This window comes from Novosphingobium sp. BL-A-41-Hi4B-X5A, assembly GCF_055521705.1.
Map to the genome: position 1 here is coordinate 369,077 of NZ_JBVFVT010000002.1, position 14,887 is coordinate 383,963.

A 14,887-nucleotide genomic window follows, 5' to 3' on the forward strand; every position below is an offset into this window, starting at 1 on the left:
TTTCCTGAACGCAAGTTCCTGGCGGCTCACAAACAAGCCGCCCTGCACGAGCGATCAGGTCAACGGCGGTTCGAGCGGAGGGACTGTCTTGCGCGAAGTCAGCGCGGTGGCCCTGGCAGGGAAGTGCAATGAGGGCGTCGGCGCAAGGTCGCTTGCGCCAGCTTTGACGTCCAGCCCGATGGCCATCGGGCTGTGATGATGGTGGGCCGCCTCTCCTGACTGATCGTCGGGCTGGGTGGAATGCTTGCCAGCATTCTCCGGCCCGCCATGGTCGATGCAGGTATAGGCTTCGACGTCACCATCGATCCTGCTTTGCGCGGCATGGGCAGGGAAGTGCATTCCGGCCAGAAGGACCGAGAAGACGATCGCAAATCGGATCAGCAGTTCCCGCATGGCCCCGCCCATAGCAATGACTGGCTGATTGGGCAATTCACCGGTCACAACGGCACCTCCTCTATGCGACCTAGACCTTATAGTCGCGGCAGGCGGACGGATTGCGCGGAATGCAAAGGACTCACAGCAGAAATCGCTGATTGGGGTCACCGTCGCAGCGGAGAATGCGCCGCGCGGATAAAAGTCCCGCCGCGCGGGCCTCAAGGCCATCGGAAATGTGCAAGACGGCACAAAGACTCCGGTGTCACCATTTTTTCACAATAAAAGTTCGTCGCCGTGCACCCTTTCGACGGAAGATTCGTCTGCGGACCCATAAGCTCGACGGATAAGAACAAAGACGCAGGACGGTTCAAACCGACGGTTTCGCTTGAAGGCGATGTAACAATGTTACATGGTCGGGGCGGGGTCGATGACACGCATCACAGACGAGGGGTGAAGTTGCGATGAAGAAAATGTCCGCAGTAAAAGGCGCGCTGATTGCCGGCGTTGCCATGGGAGCGATGCCGATCACTGCCTGGGCGCAAAGCGCAGCCTCCGCAGAGGAAGAAGCGGCCCCGGCCGATGAAATGGTCGTGGTCGGCCAGCGGCAGCAGTACCGCGGCGACGTCCCGCTCGCCTCCATTCCGCAGAGCGTGCAGGTGCTGGATGCCAAGGTCTTGCAGGATCTCAACATCACCCGCTTTGAAGCTGCGCTCGAACTGACTAGTGGCATTGCCAAGCAGAACAACTTCGGTGGCCTGTGGGATGCCTTCGCGGTTCGCGGCTTTGCCGGTGACGAAAACTTTCCATCGGGCTTCCTCGTCAACGGCTTCAACGGCGGCCGTGGTTACGGCGGCCCGCGCGATGCCTCGAACATCGAGAAGATCGAAATACTCAAAGGTCCGAACGGCGCCGTTTTCGGGCGCGGCGAGCCGGGCGGTACGGTCAACATCATCACCAAGAAGGCCCGCACCGACGACACTTTCGGCTCATTCGCCATTCAGGGCGGCAGCTGGAACAACTATCGGGTCGAGGGTGACTACAACCTTGCGCTGACCGACACTCTCGCAGTCCGCCTTAACGGGGCAGTGCAGGATGGCGACAGCTTCCGCGATACCGTGCATCAGACCAAGTACGTCGCCTCGCCGTCGATCCTGTTCAAGCCGACCAACGACACCAGCCTCAGCTACGAGATGGAATTCGTCGACAACAAGGTACCGTTCGATCGCGGCGTCCTTGCCAAGCAGGACGGCACGCTCGGCATCATTCCGAACTCGCGCTTCCTCGGCGAGCCCGGCGATGGTGCGATCCACGTGAAGGTGCTGGGTCACCAGCTTCAGCTGCAGCAGAAGCTTTCGAAGGACTGGTTCTTCCTCGCCGGCTTCGGTTATCGTGATACCAGCTTCTACGGCTTTGGCACGCAGGCCGAACTGGCGCTCGGTCGGCAGGCGTTTGACAACGACGGCACGAACCTGACTCGCCAGCGCATCCTGCGCGATTACAACACCACCAACACTTCGATCCGCGGCGAACTCTCGGGCAAGGTCTACACCGGTTCGATTACCCACCACGTGCTGGTCGGCGCTGACTGGGATCGTTTCCACATCGATCTGTTCCAGACCCGCTTCCGCCCGCCGAGCTATACCCCTGGCGCTCCGTTCACCGCTTCCAACAACGTGATCAACGTGTTCAATCCGGTTTATGGCCAGTTGCCGACGCCAACGGCTGTCACGACCAACACCGACGAAGTGCAGAAGGCCTACGGCATTTACTTCCAGGACCAGATTGACCTCACTGACGCGTTCAAGGTTCGTGTCGGTGGCCGTTACGACCACTTCCAGCAGGACATCGTCAACCGCGTCAACAACAGGCCGTTCAGCGCCACTGTGAAGCAGTTCAGCCCGACCGCTGGCGTGCTTTTCAAGGTGACGCAGGATCTTTCGCTTTATGGTGGCTACGGCGAAGGGTTCCGCCCCAACAGCGGCACCGACTTCTTCGTCAACCCCTTCCCCGCCGAAATGAGCAAGTCCTTTGAAGTGGGCATGCGCTTTGCGGCACCGGGTGATGCGATCACTGCATCGGTTGCGGTTTTTGAGATGAAGAAGGACAATGTCCTGACCGCAGACCCCAACCCTGATCATGCCGGGTTCTCGATTGCGGGCGGTGCAGCCAAGTCGCGCGGCCTCGAGTTCGACTTCACCGCCAACCTGCCAGGCGATCTGTCGATCCTCGCATCCTATGCCTATATCGACGCCTTCTGGACGACGGCTTCGGCAGACAAGGACTTCGGCTTGACGATCCGTCCGGGCGACCGCCTGATCAACGTGCCGAAGCATTCGGCCAACGTGTTCGTCAACAAGGGCTTCCTGATCGGTGGACAGCGTTTCACCTTCGGTGCTGGCCTCAACTATGTCGGCAAGCGGCTTGGTGAAACGGCAACGGCTTTCGAGCTTCCGGGTTATGTGCTCGGTCGCCTGACGGCCAGCTATGCACCGGCCGACAACATCAAGATCAACGCCGACGTGACCAACCTGTTCGACAAGCAGTACTACGCTGCGTCCTACTCGCGGTTCTGGATCGCTCCGGGTGCGCCGCGGGCGTTCAACGTGCGCGCTACCTTCACGTTCTGATGAACTGGTTGCCGGAGCCCCCGCTCCGGCAACCTGACTTTCCGGCAAAGCTTCCATGACGCGCAGCGGCTTTCTGACATGGCATCGCCGTTTGGCCCTGCTGTTCGCGCCGCTGCTGTTCCTGCAGGCGCTGACCGGCACTATCCTGCTGCTGCGTGGGCCGCTTGCCCAGGTGCTCGAACCGCAAGGCTCCGATGGACCGGTGCTGGGGGTTCCGATGCTTGCAGCGGCGGCCAGTCGTGCTGGTCTGAAACTTAACCGGCTATACCTGCCTGCCTATCCAGGCGGGCCGGCAATGGCGCAATTGGCTTCTGCCGACGGCGGCACGCACTATGCCGCAATCGAGCCAGCTTCAGGCGTGATACTTCGCGAAGGTGGGGTCTGGGCTTTTCCGCTCGAGGCTGCGCTGCAATGGCACTATCGGTTGATGTGGGGCACGGCGGGCCTCGCCGTCGTTGCGCTGAACGGCGTCGTGCTGACGCTGCTGTCGGGAACCGGGCTGGCATTCTGGTGGCCCGCAGCAGGGCGCTGGAAGAAGTCGCTTGCGATCAATCCGAAGATGCCGGCACGGGTGAAACTGCGGCAGTGGCATCGCAGTGGCGGGGTGTTGGCATCGCTGCTGGTGCTGTTCAGCGCGGTGACCGGCGTGTTGCTCGCGCTTCTCGATCTGGCGCCTGCCGCACCGACAGCAACCACGGCCTTTGCGCAGACCCCGTTGCAACTCGATGCAGCAATGGCAGCGGCAACAAGGGCCTATCCTGCGGCGGCAATTCGCGACGTGCGCTTTCCGGCCGCTGACCGGATCGACGTGAACTTTCGTGCGCCCGAAGCTGGGTCGCTGTCTGTTCATGCGGTATCGGTCAGACTTTCCGACGCGAAGCTGCTGCGCATCGTGCCGGCGGCGGAAAGCCCGGCCTTGTGGATGAAGGTCCTGCCGCTGCACACGGGCGACATCGCGGGCCTTGCCGGGATGCTTGTTCTGCTGCTGGAGGGACTGGCAATCATCGCACTTTCAATCACCGGCCCCATGATGTGGTGGCGGCAAAGGAAACTACGCAAGTGACACTGCTCTATCACGGTCTGGAACAACGCGGCCGCGTCTGGCGCGAGATCGTTGCGGCGCGGGTTCCGCAAATGCCGTTTCTTCATTGGGGCCATGACGCGGTTGATCCGGAAGCCGTGCGCTACATCGCTGCGTGGAATGTACCGCCGGAATTCATCGCCCAGTTTCCCAACCTCGAAATCCTGTTCAGCGTCGGTGCGGGGATCGACCAGCTGCCGATCGGGGCCCTGCCGCCGCAGGTGCGGGTGGTGCGCATGGTCGAGCAGGGGATCATTACCGGCATGGCCGAATATGTCGCCATGGCCTGCCTGGCGCTGCATCGTGACCTGCCGTTCTTCATTTCCGAACAGCGGGCGGGGCGCTGGACCTATCGGCACACGCGTCTGGCGTCGGAAAGCCGGATCGGGGTGATGGGGCTGGGCGAGCTGGGGAGAGCGGCACTTGACGTGCTGGGGCCGCTTGGCTTTCCGCTGTCCGGCTGGAGCAGGACAGCGCGCGAGATCGCGGGCGTGGCGTGCTTTGCAGGCAAGGACCAGCTGGACGCGTTTCTGATGCAGGCGGACATTCTGGTTTGCCTGCTGCCACTGACGGACGAGACCCGCGGAATTCTGTGCCGTGAAACCTTTGCGAAAATGCCGGTGGGTAGTGCCGTCATCAATGCCGGGCGGGGCGGTCATCTTGTGGCTGACGACTTGATCGAGGCCTTGGATCAAGGGCAATTGCGCGCGGCGATGCTTGACGTGACCAGCCCCGAGCCGCTGCCCGAGGGTCACGCATTCTATCGGCATCCCGCCATTTTCCTGACGCCGCACGTGGCAGCAGAGACGCGACACGAGACGGCGGGCGAAGTGCTTGCCGACAATCTGCAACGGCTGCTGGCAGGCGCGCCGCTGGTAGGCGAAGTCGACAGGACACGGGGCTATTGAGGGGCAGCATGTCATGCCGCAGAATCCCATGAGAACAGTGCAGAGAAACCTGCCCGGCTTGAACTAACGGGTGCAAGTTCTGCCGGAACGGTGGTCATCTTTCCCGGTCACAAGGCCCACGAGAATGCAAGAGTCACCCGGGCCGGAAACCGGAAACGAGGTTCAATCATGAGCACAGCTGTTTTCACGCCCAAGTTCATCAGCTTCGATTGCTATGGCACACTGACCCGTTTCCGCATGACGGAGATGGCAACGGCATTCTATGCTGACCGCATCGCCGCCGAGGCGCTGCCGGACTTCTGCAAGGACTGGGCGGCCTACCGGTTGGATGAGGTGTTGGGTCCGTGGAAGCCCTATCGCGAGGTGATCGCCAATTCGCTCGAGCGCTGTTCGAAGAAATGGGGCGTGGAATATCGCGAGGCAGAGGCGACTGCGGTTTACGAAGCAGTGCCGACCTGGGGGCCGCATGATGACGTGCCCGGCGGCCTTTCCAAGATCTGCGACAAGATCCCGCTGGTGATCCTGTCCAACGCGATGAACAGCCAGATCATGTCGAACGTCGAAAAGCTCGGCGCCACCTTCTACAAGGTCTATACCGCCGAGAGCGCGCAGGCGTACAAGCCGCGCATGCAGGCGTTCGAATACATGTTCGATCAACTGGGCATGGGTCCGGAGGTGGGCATGCACGTCTCGTCAAGCTTCCGCTATGACCAGAACACGGCAACTGACCTTGGCTTTGGCTGCCGCGTGTTCATCGGTCGGGGACACGAACCTTCGAACGCCAACTATCGCGATGTGGAAATTCCGCACATCGGCGCGCTGCCGGCAGTCGTCGGCCTCTGATGCTTTCGCGCCGCCTCTTGCTGGGAAGTCTTGCGGCGGGGGCGGTGCTTGCCCCTGCCGAAGGGCTGATCGGAAAACCGCGCAGGGGCGGCCGCATCCGCGTGGCCGGAATCGTTGCATCGACTTCGGATACGCTCGACCCGGCGCGTGCGGGCAATTCCAGCGACTACATGCGCATGTTCCTGCTTTACAGCGGGTTGATGCAGTACGACCGCGGATTGGCGGTAAAGCCTGGCCTCGCTGAATCCATCGAATCAACCGACAATGTGGTGTGGACGATCCGCCTGCGTCGCGGCGTGCAGTTCCACAACGGCAAGTCGCTCGACGCCGGCGATGTCGTCCATTCCCTGCTGCGGCATCGCGATCCGGCGGTGGGATCGAAGGTGAAGGCGGTGGCGGAGCAGTTCGCCAGCGCTCGCCGCGTGAATGCGCACGAGGTGGAGCTGCGGCTGACCGGGCCGAACCCCGATCTGCCCATTATTCTGGCGCAGCCGCAGTTCGTGATCGTGGAGAACGGGCGGCGCGATTTCAGCAAGGCCAATGGCACGGGACCGTTCGTGCTCAAGGCCTTTGCGCCGGGCATCCGCACGATCGTGCAGCGCAATCCGAATTACTGGAAACCGGGCCAGCCCTATCTCGACCAGATCGAGCTGATTGCCATTCCCGACGAGCTTTCGCGCGTGAACGCTCTCCTTTCGGGCGATGTGCAGATGTGCCTTGCCGTCAGTCCCGGTTCGGTGAAGCGGGTGCGGGCATCGTCATCGCATCTGGTGATGGAAACCAAGTCCGGACTCTATACCGACCTTGTCATGCGGCAGGACAATCCGGTGACCGGCCATCCCGATTTCGTGCTGGCGATGAAGCACCTGATGGACCGCGACCTGATCAAGCGCGCGCTGTTCCGGGGCTTTGCGACGATCGCCAACGATCAACCGATCTCGCCGCTCGATCCCTATTTCAACGCCGACATTCCGCAGCGCGTGTTCGATCCGCACAAGGCGAAGTTCCTGCTCAAGCGGTCGGGCCTGCTGGGCACGCGGCTGCCGGTCTATGTTTCGCCTGCGGCGACGCAATCGGTCGACATGGGCTCCATCCTGCAGGAGCATGCCGCGCAGATCGGGCTGAACCTGGCTGTGAATCGCGTACCGAGCGACGGATACTGGTCAACCCACTGGATGAAGCATCCGCTTACCTTCGGGAACATCAATCAGCGTCCGACGACGGACATGATGTTCAGCCTGTTCTTCAAGTCGGGCGCGACGGAGAACGAGGCGGGCTGGAAAAACGCGAAGTTCGATAAGCTGTTGCTCGAGGCGAGGCAATCGCGCGATCCGGTCCTGCGCAAGGCGATCTATGGTGAGATGCAGTGGATGATCCACCGCAGCGGAGGGTTGGGCATTCCGGTGTTCATCAGCCTTCTCGATGGCTATGACCGGCGCATTCGCGGGTTGGAGCCGATCCCGTTTGGTGGCCTGGCGGGCTATACTTTCGGCGAAAACGTGTGGCTTGCAGCATGAGTGGTGCGCCTGCCATGTCGCCCTGGCGCGGACCGATGCGGCTTGTGGCAAAGCGTATCGGCCTGGCGTTGCTGACGCTGCTGCTGGTCTCGGCGGTGGTCTTCACTATCAGCGGGTTGTTGCCGGGCGACGCCGCGCAGGAGGTGCTGGGACAAGGGGCAACGCCGGAGCAAGTCGCGGCCTTGCGGCACGAGATGGGGCTCGATCGACCAGCCGTGGTCCGCTATTTTGAATGGCTGCGGGCGATTGCCGTGGGTGATCCCGGCAATTCGATCGTGGCCAACAAGCCGGTGGCCGACATCATTTCGGAACGGCTGCCAAATACACTGACTCTGGCAGGCCTGACGGCCGCGTTTTCGGTACCGTTCGCGTTCCTGATTGGCATAGTGTCAGCCGTCAACCGGGGGCGGTCCACGGATCGGGCGCTCAACATCATGACGCTGGCGATGGTGGCCCTGCCGGAATTCCTGGTGGCGACGATTGCCGTGCTGCTGTTCTCGGTCAAGCTGCTGTGGTTGCCCTCCATCACGATCGTGCCGCAGGACCCGACGCTGGGTGAGTTCCTGCGCGCCTACGCCATGCCGGTGATGGTGCTGGGCGTGGGCGTGATCGCGCAACTGGGCCGGATGATCCGCGCCGCGATCATCGCCGAGCTCGACCGGCCCTATGTCGAGATGGCGCGCCTGAAGGGTGTTTCTCCGCGCCGCCTGATCGTGCGCCACGTCCTGCCCAATGCGGTCGGGCCGATTGCCAACGCGATGGCGCTGAGCCTTTCGTACCTGTTTGGCGGGGCGATCATCGTGGAGACGATCTTCAGCTATCCGGGGCTGGCCAGCCTGATGGTGAACGCGGTCACCTCGCGCGACATGCCGCTGTTGCAGGCCTGTGCGATGATCTTCTGCGCGGCTTACCTGCTGCTGGTGCTCATCGCCGATACAGTTGCAATCCTTGCTAACCCCCGCCTGCGACAGGGATGACCATGGCCAATCTCGTCCGCCGCGCCATGCGCTTGCCGCTCTCGGGCAAGATCGGCCTTGCGCTCGTACTTTTCTGGATCGTGGTTGCGGTAATCGGGCCATGGATCGCACCCTACCCGCCGGGTTCCTTCGTGAACGAGGAAGTCTTTGCCGGATCGAGCAGTGCCTATTGGCTGGGAAGTGACTTTCTGGGGCGCGATGTGCTGAGCCGCCTGCTTTCCGGGGCGCGCTTTACGGTGGGGCTTTCGGCGATAGCGGTGGCGATTGCCGCCGGGATCGGCACCGGCCTTGCGTTGACGGCGGCGGTGGGGCCGCGCTGGCTTGACGAACTCCTCTCGCGATCGATGGACACGCTCATCTCGATCCCCAGCAAGATCTTTGCGCTGGTGCTGGTGGCGGCATTCGGATCGTCGCTGGTGCTGCTGACGATGATCATCGCGATCACGTACGTGCCCGGCAATTTCCGCATCGCCCGTTCGCTGGCGGTAGGGCTGGCCAAGCTCGATTATGTCGAGGTGGCGCGTGCTCGGGGCGAGGGGCGGTTGCACCTGGCGCTGGTGGAAGTGCTGCCCAACATGATCAAGCCGCTGTTTGCCGATATCGGCCTGCGCTTCGTGTTCATCGTGCTGCTGCTGTCTGGCCTCAGCTTCCTTGGCCTCGGGCTGCAGCCGCCCGATGCCGATCTGGGATCGCTGGTGCGCGAGAATACCTCCGGGCTTGCTGAAGGCGCGCTGGCAATCGTCGCCCCGGCTGTTGCGATTGCCAGCCTGACCGTTGGCGTGAACCTGCTGATCGATGCCGCCACGCAGGGGAAGGCCGAATGACGATGCAGCCCCATGTGAACGTGCGCGGCCTGTGCGTGACTGTCCGTGCGGCTGACGGCTCACCTTTGCGCATCGTCGATGACGTCTCGTTTGCCATCCGGCGTGGCGAGGTGCTGGCGCTGATCGGGGAATCCGGTTCGGGCAAGACGACGATTGCACTGTCGCTGATGGGCTATGCCCGAGGCGGGGCGAAGATCTCGGGCGACATTTCCGTGGGCACGGCGACGCTGGATGGCGCCGCCGCCAATAGCCTGGCCGCGCAGCGCGGACACCGCATCACCTATGTCGCCCAGAGCGCGGCTTCGGCGTTCAATCCTTCGCGCCGGGTGATCGAGCAGGTGATCGAGCCTGCGCTGATCCATGGCACGGCTTCGGATGCCGATGCGCGCAAATACGCGGTCGAACTGTTCGGATCGCTGGCGCTGCCGAATCCGCAGACCATCGGCAGCCGCTATCCCCACGAGCTTTCCGGCGGGCAGTTGCAGCGCCTGATGGCGGCGATGGCGCTGATCACGAAGCCGGATCTGGTCATCTTCGACGAGCCGACCACGGCGCTGGACGTGACAACGCAGGTGGAAGTCCTGCAGGCTTTCCGCGACGTTGTGCGAGAGCAGGGCGCGACCGGTGTCTACGTTTCGCACGATCTGGCGGTCGTTGCCCAGATGGCGGACCGCGTTCTCGTGCTCAATCGCGGCAAGGTGCGCGAGCAGAACACGGTGCGTGCGGTGCTGGAGACACCCGCCGACGATTATACTCGCACCCTGCTGGCCGCAGCCAAGCCGGTCGTGAAGGCGGCGGCGCCCACTCCGGCAGAAGGCGCGCCGCTGCTTTCGATTGAGGGCATCCATGCAGGTTATGGCCCGATTGACAGGAACGGACATCCCGCTCACCCGGTGCTGAGCGATGTCAGCCTGACGGTGCCGCGTGGTGGCGCTGTGGGGGTGATCGGGGAATCGGGCTCGGGCAAATCGACTGTGGCGCGCGTTGTGGCAGGCTTGCTCGCCCCGACCGCCGGGACGGCGCTGCTCGACGGGCATCCGCTGGCCGCATCGTTGAGCGCTCGCAGTCGCGAGGAACTGCGTCGCATTCAGATCGTGTTCCAGAATGCCGACGTGGCACTGAATCCGGCGCATAGCGTGGGCGATATTCTGGGGCGGGTGCTGCGCTTCTACCATGGCATGAGCGGCCCTGCGGCCAAGGCACGCGTGGCCGAACTGCTCGATCTGATCAAGCTGCCGGTCGGCGTTGCAGACCGGCGTTGCGACGAGCTTTCGGGTGGGCAGAAGCAGCGCGTGAACCTGGCCCGGGCACTGGCCGCCAATCCTGACGTGATCCTGTGCGACGAGGTGACCTCGGCGCTTGATACCGTGGTGCGCGAGGCAATCCTGGAACTTCTGGCCGAATTGCGCCGAGATCTTGGCGTGGCCTATCTGTTCATCAGCCACGATATCGCCACGGTGAAGGCACTGTGTGACGAGATCGTCGTGCTTTACAAGGGCACGCGCGTGGAAGCAGGCCTGAGCCGTACTTACGACGCTCCGCCCTATCATCCCTATACCGACCTGCTGATCTCCTCTGTGCCGGAATTGCGCACGGACTGGCTTTCCGGGGTAGCGCAGAAGGGCAAGTCGCAGGTCGGCCTGCCGGTGGACGATGCCGGGCTGTGCCGCTTTCTGCCGCGCTGCCCGGCGGCGATCGCGGGACGCTGCGATACGAGCCCGCCGGCGCTGCGGTCCATGACTGCTGGCAATCTGCTGCTTTGCCATCGGACAGAGGCTGAGCTGGCGGGCTGCGAAATTCAATGAAACTGGAAATTGCCTTGAAGTTCATATCCGAAGAAGAGTCCGCCGCACTGGTGACGCATGAGATGGCGTTTGCCGCCGCGCGCGAGGCGCTTTGTGCCGTAGTCGAAGATGCGGTGCTGTTTCCTGCCGTGCTGGCGCATGGCACAGAGCCGACCAACCGCTTCTCGATAAAGTCGGCTTCCACCGGCAGCTTTGCCGGGCTGAAGGTCGGCTCATTCTGGCCGGGCAATCCAGAGATCGGGTTGCCCCGGCATAACTCCGTGATCCTGCTGTTCGATCAGCGCGTCGGTCGGGTCGAGTGGGTGATCGAGGCAGGCAAGGTGAACGCCTATCGCACGGCTGCGGCCGATGCGGTTGCCGCTGATGTGCTGGCGCGGCCAGACGCTTCAGTGCTGACGGTATTCGGCGCAGGCAACCAGGCGTTATTCGAATGCCTTGCCATCTCGCGCATCCGGCCGATCTGCCAAGTGCTGGTCGTGGCGCGGGACGAGGCCAAGGGGCGGGAGTTCGTCGAGGCGCTGAAGGCCGAAGGGCTGAACGCTGAATTGGCCGAGGCGAAGGACGCGTGCGAGCGGGCCGACATCATCGTGACGGCAACGCCAGCGCGTGCGCCGCTGTTCGCAGCCGAATGGGTCCGTCCCGGCACGCATGTTGCCAGCATGGGTTCGGACGCGGCGGGCAAGCAGGAACTGCCGCCAGCGTTGTTCGACCGCGCGGCGCTGTTCTGCGATTATCCGGCGCAAGCCGTGGTGATGGGCGATCTGCAGCATTTTACTGGCGATCGCGGCCGGATCACGGCGCTGGGCGATGTACTGCTGGGCCGGGCCGAGGGACGTATGTCGCCTGACCAGATCACGGTGTTCGACAGTTCGGGCATTGCCCTGCAGGACCTGACGATTGCCCGCAGCCTGATTGCTGCCAAGTCCCTTCGGATTACAGAATCGGAAAGAGAGAACGCATGACAACCTTGGAAGCCGGGCAGACCGCAGTTGGCGCGGTGGTGGACATTCGCGCCTATGCACCCATAGCGAAACCATCGGCAGACTGGCTGGATGGCCGAGCCGCACCAGCCTTTGCCGACGACAAGGCGGTTGTTTCTGCCTTTTCGCCGCGAGGGGAGGGGCAGGTTACTGCGCTTCCGACTGACGAGTTCGTGCTTGTGCTGACCGGCAGGCTGGAGATTGCGGCGGAGGATGCCACATTGGCGTTGGGCCCCGACGAATGCTGCGCGCTGCCGTTCGGTTGCAGCTTTGGCTGGAAAGCATCGGACGATCTGCTGGCAGTAGTCTATTCGGCGCCGACGGATCGCGCAGGCAACCGGACCACGCCGGTGATGATCGACAAGAGCGCGCCGCTCAATCCTTCAAGCCCGCCAGCGAACGAAAACCTGCTGGGTGAAGTTCCGACCTGCCGGGGTTTCTCCGACTATGTTTCTGCCAATGCCGAATTCTGCGCTGGAACGTGGGATTCCACGCCCTATCATCGCAAGCAGATCCCCTACCGTCAGGTCGAGTTGATGCTGCTGATGGAAGGGGCGGTTACGTTCACGGATGGGAATGGCAGCGTATCGTTCCGCAAGGGTGACGTGTGCATGTTCGTGCGCGGCGATGGCTGTGCCTGGCTGAGCGAGGAATACGTGAAGAAGGTCTTCGCAACGCAGCGCCCGCTCGGCTGAACTCGGTCCATCAGGGGCGGCATAATATTCCGCCCCTGATGGTATCTTGCGCATGACCGCCGTGAAGATTTCCGGCTTTCGGAACATTTTGCCAGCGCGAATCCGCTTTAACCTTGGGTACGGCGCCGTAGCCTGATTTTGCCTGAGGTCGCGCGAAGGAGTATTCTGGGAATGTCGGGGGCCATGGTCGGGAGCGAAAGCAACGGCGTGATCGCGATGCGGGTGGACCACCTCGATCAGGCGCAAGGCCTGTCGCTCGCGTTAAAGTGGCCATATCGCCTGGAAGACTGGCAATTTGCTTTCGAACTGGGTCGTGGCTTCGCCGTGGAAGCGGAGGGCAAGCTGCTCGGGACCGCGCTGTGGTGGCCCTATGGCGAGGATTTTGCCACGATCGGCATGATCATCGTCTCGCCCGATGCGCAACGGCAGGGGATCGGCGGTAAGCTGATGGCGGCACTGCTGGCCGATGCCGCAGGCCGCCGGATGACCCTTATCACCACCAAGGACGGCGAGCCGCTCTACACCAAGCTGGGGTTCGCGCGTTGCGGCTTCATCACCCAGCATCAGGCGGTGCTGGACCATGTTCCGGCAATCGACACCTCGGTGCCGGTGCGGGCGGCAACGCCGGGTGACCGGTCTGCCATCGATGCGGTTGACGCCGCGGCTTCGGGCATGGACCGGCGGGTGTTGCTCGACGCGCTGCTTGGCGTGGCTGACGCGGTGGTGGTTGAACGAGATGGCGGCATCTCGGGTTATGGTTGTGTCAGGCGCTGGGGGCGCGGCGTGGTGATCGGGCCCGTCGTCGCGGCAAGCGCGCAGGATGCCAAGGCCATCGTTGCAGTGCTCGCATCGGCCTATGAAGGCGTGTTCGTGCGGATCGACGTTACGGAAACGAGCGGCCTTGCGCCGTGGCTGGAAGAAATCGGACTGCCTCAGGTTGACCGGGCCCCGATCATGGCGCTTGGCGCAGCGCCGGTTTCTGCGCCGGGCGCCATGCTGGTGGCGCTTTCTAACCAGTCGCTGGGCTGATGCTATTCTTACAGGCGGGATAATGATGACGGAAACTGCAGTTCTCGATGCCGTATCGGCAACCCCGGCTTCGCTGGACACGGTGGCCACGCCGGCACTTGTCCTCGACGTGAGCAAGGTGGATCGCAACATTGCCCGGCTGCGCGCGCATCTGGCCAAGTTGGGTACTGGATTCCGCCCGCACGTGAAGACGAGCAAGTCCGTGGATGTCGCGCGCAGGCTGTTTCCTGAAGGAACCGGCCCGATCACGGTTTCGACTTTGGCAGAAGCCGAATACTTCGCTGACGGTGGCTTCACTGACATCACCTATGCGGTGGGCCTGAGCTTCAATCGGATCGAGCGGGCGCGCAAGCTGGTGGCGAGAGGCGTGCGCCTTTCGGTGCTGATCGACACGCTGGAGCAGGCTCACGCTCTGGCCGAGGCGGCGTCCGATGGCGGCTCCATGCCAGCCGTGCTGATCGAGATCGATTGCGATGGCCATCGCGGCGGCGTCCTGCCCGATGATCCGGCTCTTGTTGCCATTGCAGATGTCCTGCGAGACGGCGGGCTGGAGCTTGCGGGCGTTCTGACGCATGCCGGGGAATCCTACAATGCGCGGGGCGGTGCAGGCCTGCCGGAAGCAGCGGAGGGCGAACGCGCCGCTGCGGTTGCGGCGGCAGAGGCACTTCGCGCTGCTGGACACGCAGCGTCTGTGGTCAGCGTGGGTTCGACTCCGACCGCGCATTTTGCGCAGGATCTGACCGGCGTCACCGAAGTGCGTGCGGGCGTGTTCAGCTTCTTCGATCTGGTCATGCACGGGATCGGCGTGTGCGCAGTCGACGACATTGCCGCATCGGTGCTGCTGACGGTGATCGGCCATCGCCCGGAGAAGGGCTGGATCCTCACCGATGGCGGCTGGATGGCGCTCTCGCGCGATCGCGGGACGCAGCGCCATCCTGTGGACCAGGGCTATGGCCTCGTCTGCGACATCGACGGCAATCCGTTTGCCGACGTGATCGTGGAGGACGCCAGCCAGGAGCATGGTATCATCAAGGTACGCCCGGGCAGCAGCGGCGTATTGCCCGATCTGCCAATTGGTTCGCGCGTGCGAGTGTTGCCCAATCACGCTTGTGCCACCTGCGCACAACACGAAGGCTACAGCGTGGTCGACGGAAATGGCCGCGACATCATCGGCAACTGGCCGCGCATGCGGGGTTGGTGACAGCGCCTTGTTTTCCAGTGCCCGC

At 63.0% G+C, this 14,887-nt stretch carries 13 protein-coding genes; 12 read left to right on the forward strand and 1 reads right to left on the reverse strand.

Annotated elements, in window-relative coordinates:
- Positions 1-54: 54 nt before the first annotated feature.
- Positions 55-393, reverse strand: coding sequence for a hypothetical protein (locus ACZ1JY_RS17430; protein WP_465131507.1), 339 nt, complete (start codon positions 391-393; stop codon positions 55-57).
- Positions 394-845: 452 nt separating this feature from the next.
- On the opposite strand from ACZ1JY_RS17430, the gene ACZ1JY_RS17435 reads away from it, so the two are divergent.
- The 12 genes from ACZ1JY_RS17435 (at position 846) to ACZ1JY_RS17490 (ending at position 14,862) form a co-directional block, all read left to right on the forward strand.
- Positions 846-3,002 (forward strand): TonB-dependent siderophore receptor, encoded by a 2,157-nt coding sequence (locus ACZ1JY_RS17435; RefSeq protein WP_465131508.1) that lies wholly within the window; start codon positions 846-848, stop codon positions 3,000-3,002.
- Between the two features lie 55 nt (positions 3,003-3,057).
- Positions 3,058-4,065, forward strand: a complete 1,008-nt coding sequence (locus tag ACZ1JY_RS17440) for a PepSY-associated TM helix domain-containing protein (RefSeq protein WP_465131509.1) — start codon at positions 3,058-3,060, stop codon at positions 4,063-4,065.
- On the forward strand, positions 4,062-4,991 hold the full coding sequence (locus ACZ1JY_RS17445) for a 2-hydroxyacid dehydrogenase (RefSeq protein ID WP_465131510.1): 930 nt from the start codon (positions 4,062-4,064) through the stop codon (positions 4,989-4,991). Before ACZ1JY_RS17440 ends, ACZ1JY_RS17445 begins: the two co-directional genes overlap by 4 nt.
- 168 nt (positions 4,992-5,159) lie before the next feature.
- Positions 5,160-5,834 (forward strand): haloacid dehalogenase type II, encoded by a 675-nt coding sequence (locus tag ACZ1JY_RS17450; RefSeq protein ID WP_168904283.1) that lies wholly within the window; start codon positions 5,160-5,162, stop codon positions 5,832-5,834.
- Complete coding sequence (locus ACZ1JY_RS17455) at positions 5,834-7,351, forward strand: ABC transporter substrate-binding protein (protein WP_465131511.1); 1,518 nt, start codon at positions 5,834-5,836, stop codon at positions 7,349-7,351. Before ACZ1JY_RS17450 ends, ACZ1JY_RS17455 begins: the two co-directional genes overlap by 1 nt.
- Positions 7,348-8,328, forward strand: coding sequence for an ABC transporter permease (locus tag ACZ1JY_RS17460; protein WP_205525324.1), 981 nt, complete (start codon positions 7,348-7,350; stop codon positions 8,326-8,328). The genes ACZ1JY_RS17455 and ACZ1JY_RS17460 overlap by 4 nt, the downstream gene beginning before the upstream one ends.
- 2 nt (positions 8,329-8,330) lie before the next feature.
- A complete protein-coding gene (locus ACZ1JY_RS17465; RefSeq protein WP_118075283.1) occupies positions 8,331-9,152 on the forward strand; it encodes an ABC transporter permease in 822 nt (273 codons plus the stop codon).
- Positions 9,149-10,957 (forward strand): ABC transporter ATP-binding protein, encoded by a 1,809-nt coding sequence (locus tag ACZ1JY_RS17470; RefSeq protein ID WP_465131512.1) that lies wholly within the window; start codon positions 9,149-9,151, stop codon positions 10,955-10,957. Before ACZ1JY_RS17465 ends, ACZ1JY_RS17470 begins: the two co-directional genes overlap by 4 nt.
- 14 nt (positions 10,958-10,971) lie before the next feature.
- Positions 10,972-11,919, forward strand: coding sequence for an ornithine cyclodeaminase family protein (locus ACZ1JY_RS17475; protein ID WP_118075285.1), 948 nt, complete (start codon positions 10,972-10,974; stop codon positions 11,917-11,919).
- Positions 11,916-12,632 carry a cupin domain-containing protein gene (locus ACZ1JY_RS17480; protein WP_168904287.1) on the forward strand — a complete coding sequence of 239 codons (717 nt, stop codon included), beginning with the start codon at positions 11,916-11,918 and terminating at the stop codon, positions 12,630-12,632. The genes ACZ1JY_RS17475 and ACZ1JY_RS17480 overlap by 4 nt, the downstream gene beginning before the upstream one ends.
- 171 nt (positions 12,633-12,803) lie before the next feature.
- Entirely contained in the window at positions 12,804-13,661 is an 858-nt protein-coding gene (locus ACZ1JY_RS17485) for a GNAT family N-acetyltransferase (protein WP_206065688.1), read from the forward strand.
- A gap of 25 nt (positions 13,662-13,686) precedes the next feature.
- Positions 13,687-14,862 carry an alanine racemase gene (locus tag ACZ1JY_RS17490; RefSeq protein ID WP_465131513.1) on the forward strand — a complete coding sequence of 392 codons (1,176 nt, stop codon included), beginning with the start codon at positions 13,687-13,689 and terminating at the stop codon, positions 14,860-14,862.
- Positions 14,863-14,887 lie beyond the last annotated feature (25 nt).

Bases quoted from the DNA above. Each gene is read 5' to 3' on its own strand.
- ACZ1JY_RS17470 (WP_465131512.1), top strand. From the start codon at position 9,149: ATGACGATGCAGCCCCATGTGAACGTGCGCGGCCTGTGCGTGACTGTC.
- ACZ1JY_RS17440 (WP_465131509.1), top strand. From the start codon at position 3,058: ATGACGCGCAGCGGCTTTCTGACATGGCATCGCCGTTTGGCCCTGCTG.
- ACZ1JY_RS17450 (WP_168904283.1), top strand. From the start codon at position 5,160: ATGAGCACAGCTGTTTTCACGCCCAAGTTCATCAGCTTCGATTGCTAT.
- ACZ1JY_RS17455 (WP_465131511.1), top strand. From the start codon at position 5,834: ATGCTTTCGCGCCGCCTCTTGCTGGGAAGTCTTGCGGCGGGGGCGGTG.
- ACZ1JY_RS17490 (WP_465131513.1), top strand. From the start codon at position 13,687: ATGACGGAAACTGCAGTTCTCGATGCCGTATCGGCAACCCCGGCTTCG.
- ACZ1JY_RS17430 (WP_465131507.1), bottom strand. From the start codon at position 393: ATGCGGGAACTGCTGATCCGATTTGCGATCGTCTTCTCGGTCCTTCTG.
- ACZ1JY_RS17465 (WP_118075283.1), top strand. From the start codon at position 8,331: ATGGCCAATCTCGTCCGCCGCGCCATGCGCTTGCCGCTCTCGGGCAAG.
- ACZ1JY_RS17485 (WP_206065688.1), top strand. From the start codon at position 12,804: ATGTCGGGGGCCATGGTCGGGAGCGAAAGCAACGGCGTGATCGCGATG.
- ACZ1JY_RS17435 (WP_465131508.1), top strand. From the start codon at position 846: ATGTCCGCAGTAAAAGGCGCGCTGATTGCCGGCGTTGCCATGGGAGCG.
- ACZ1JY_RS17460 (WP_205525324.1), top strand. From the start codon at position 7,348: ATGAGTGGTGCGCCTGCCATGTCGCCCTGGCGCGGACCGATGCGGCTT.
- ACZ1JY_RS17480 (WP_168904287.1), top strand. From the start codon at position 11,916: ATGACAACCTTGGAAGCCGGGCAGACCGCAGTTGGCGCGGTGGTGGAC.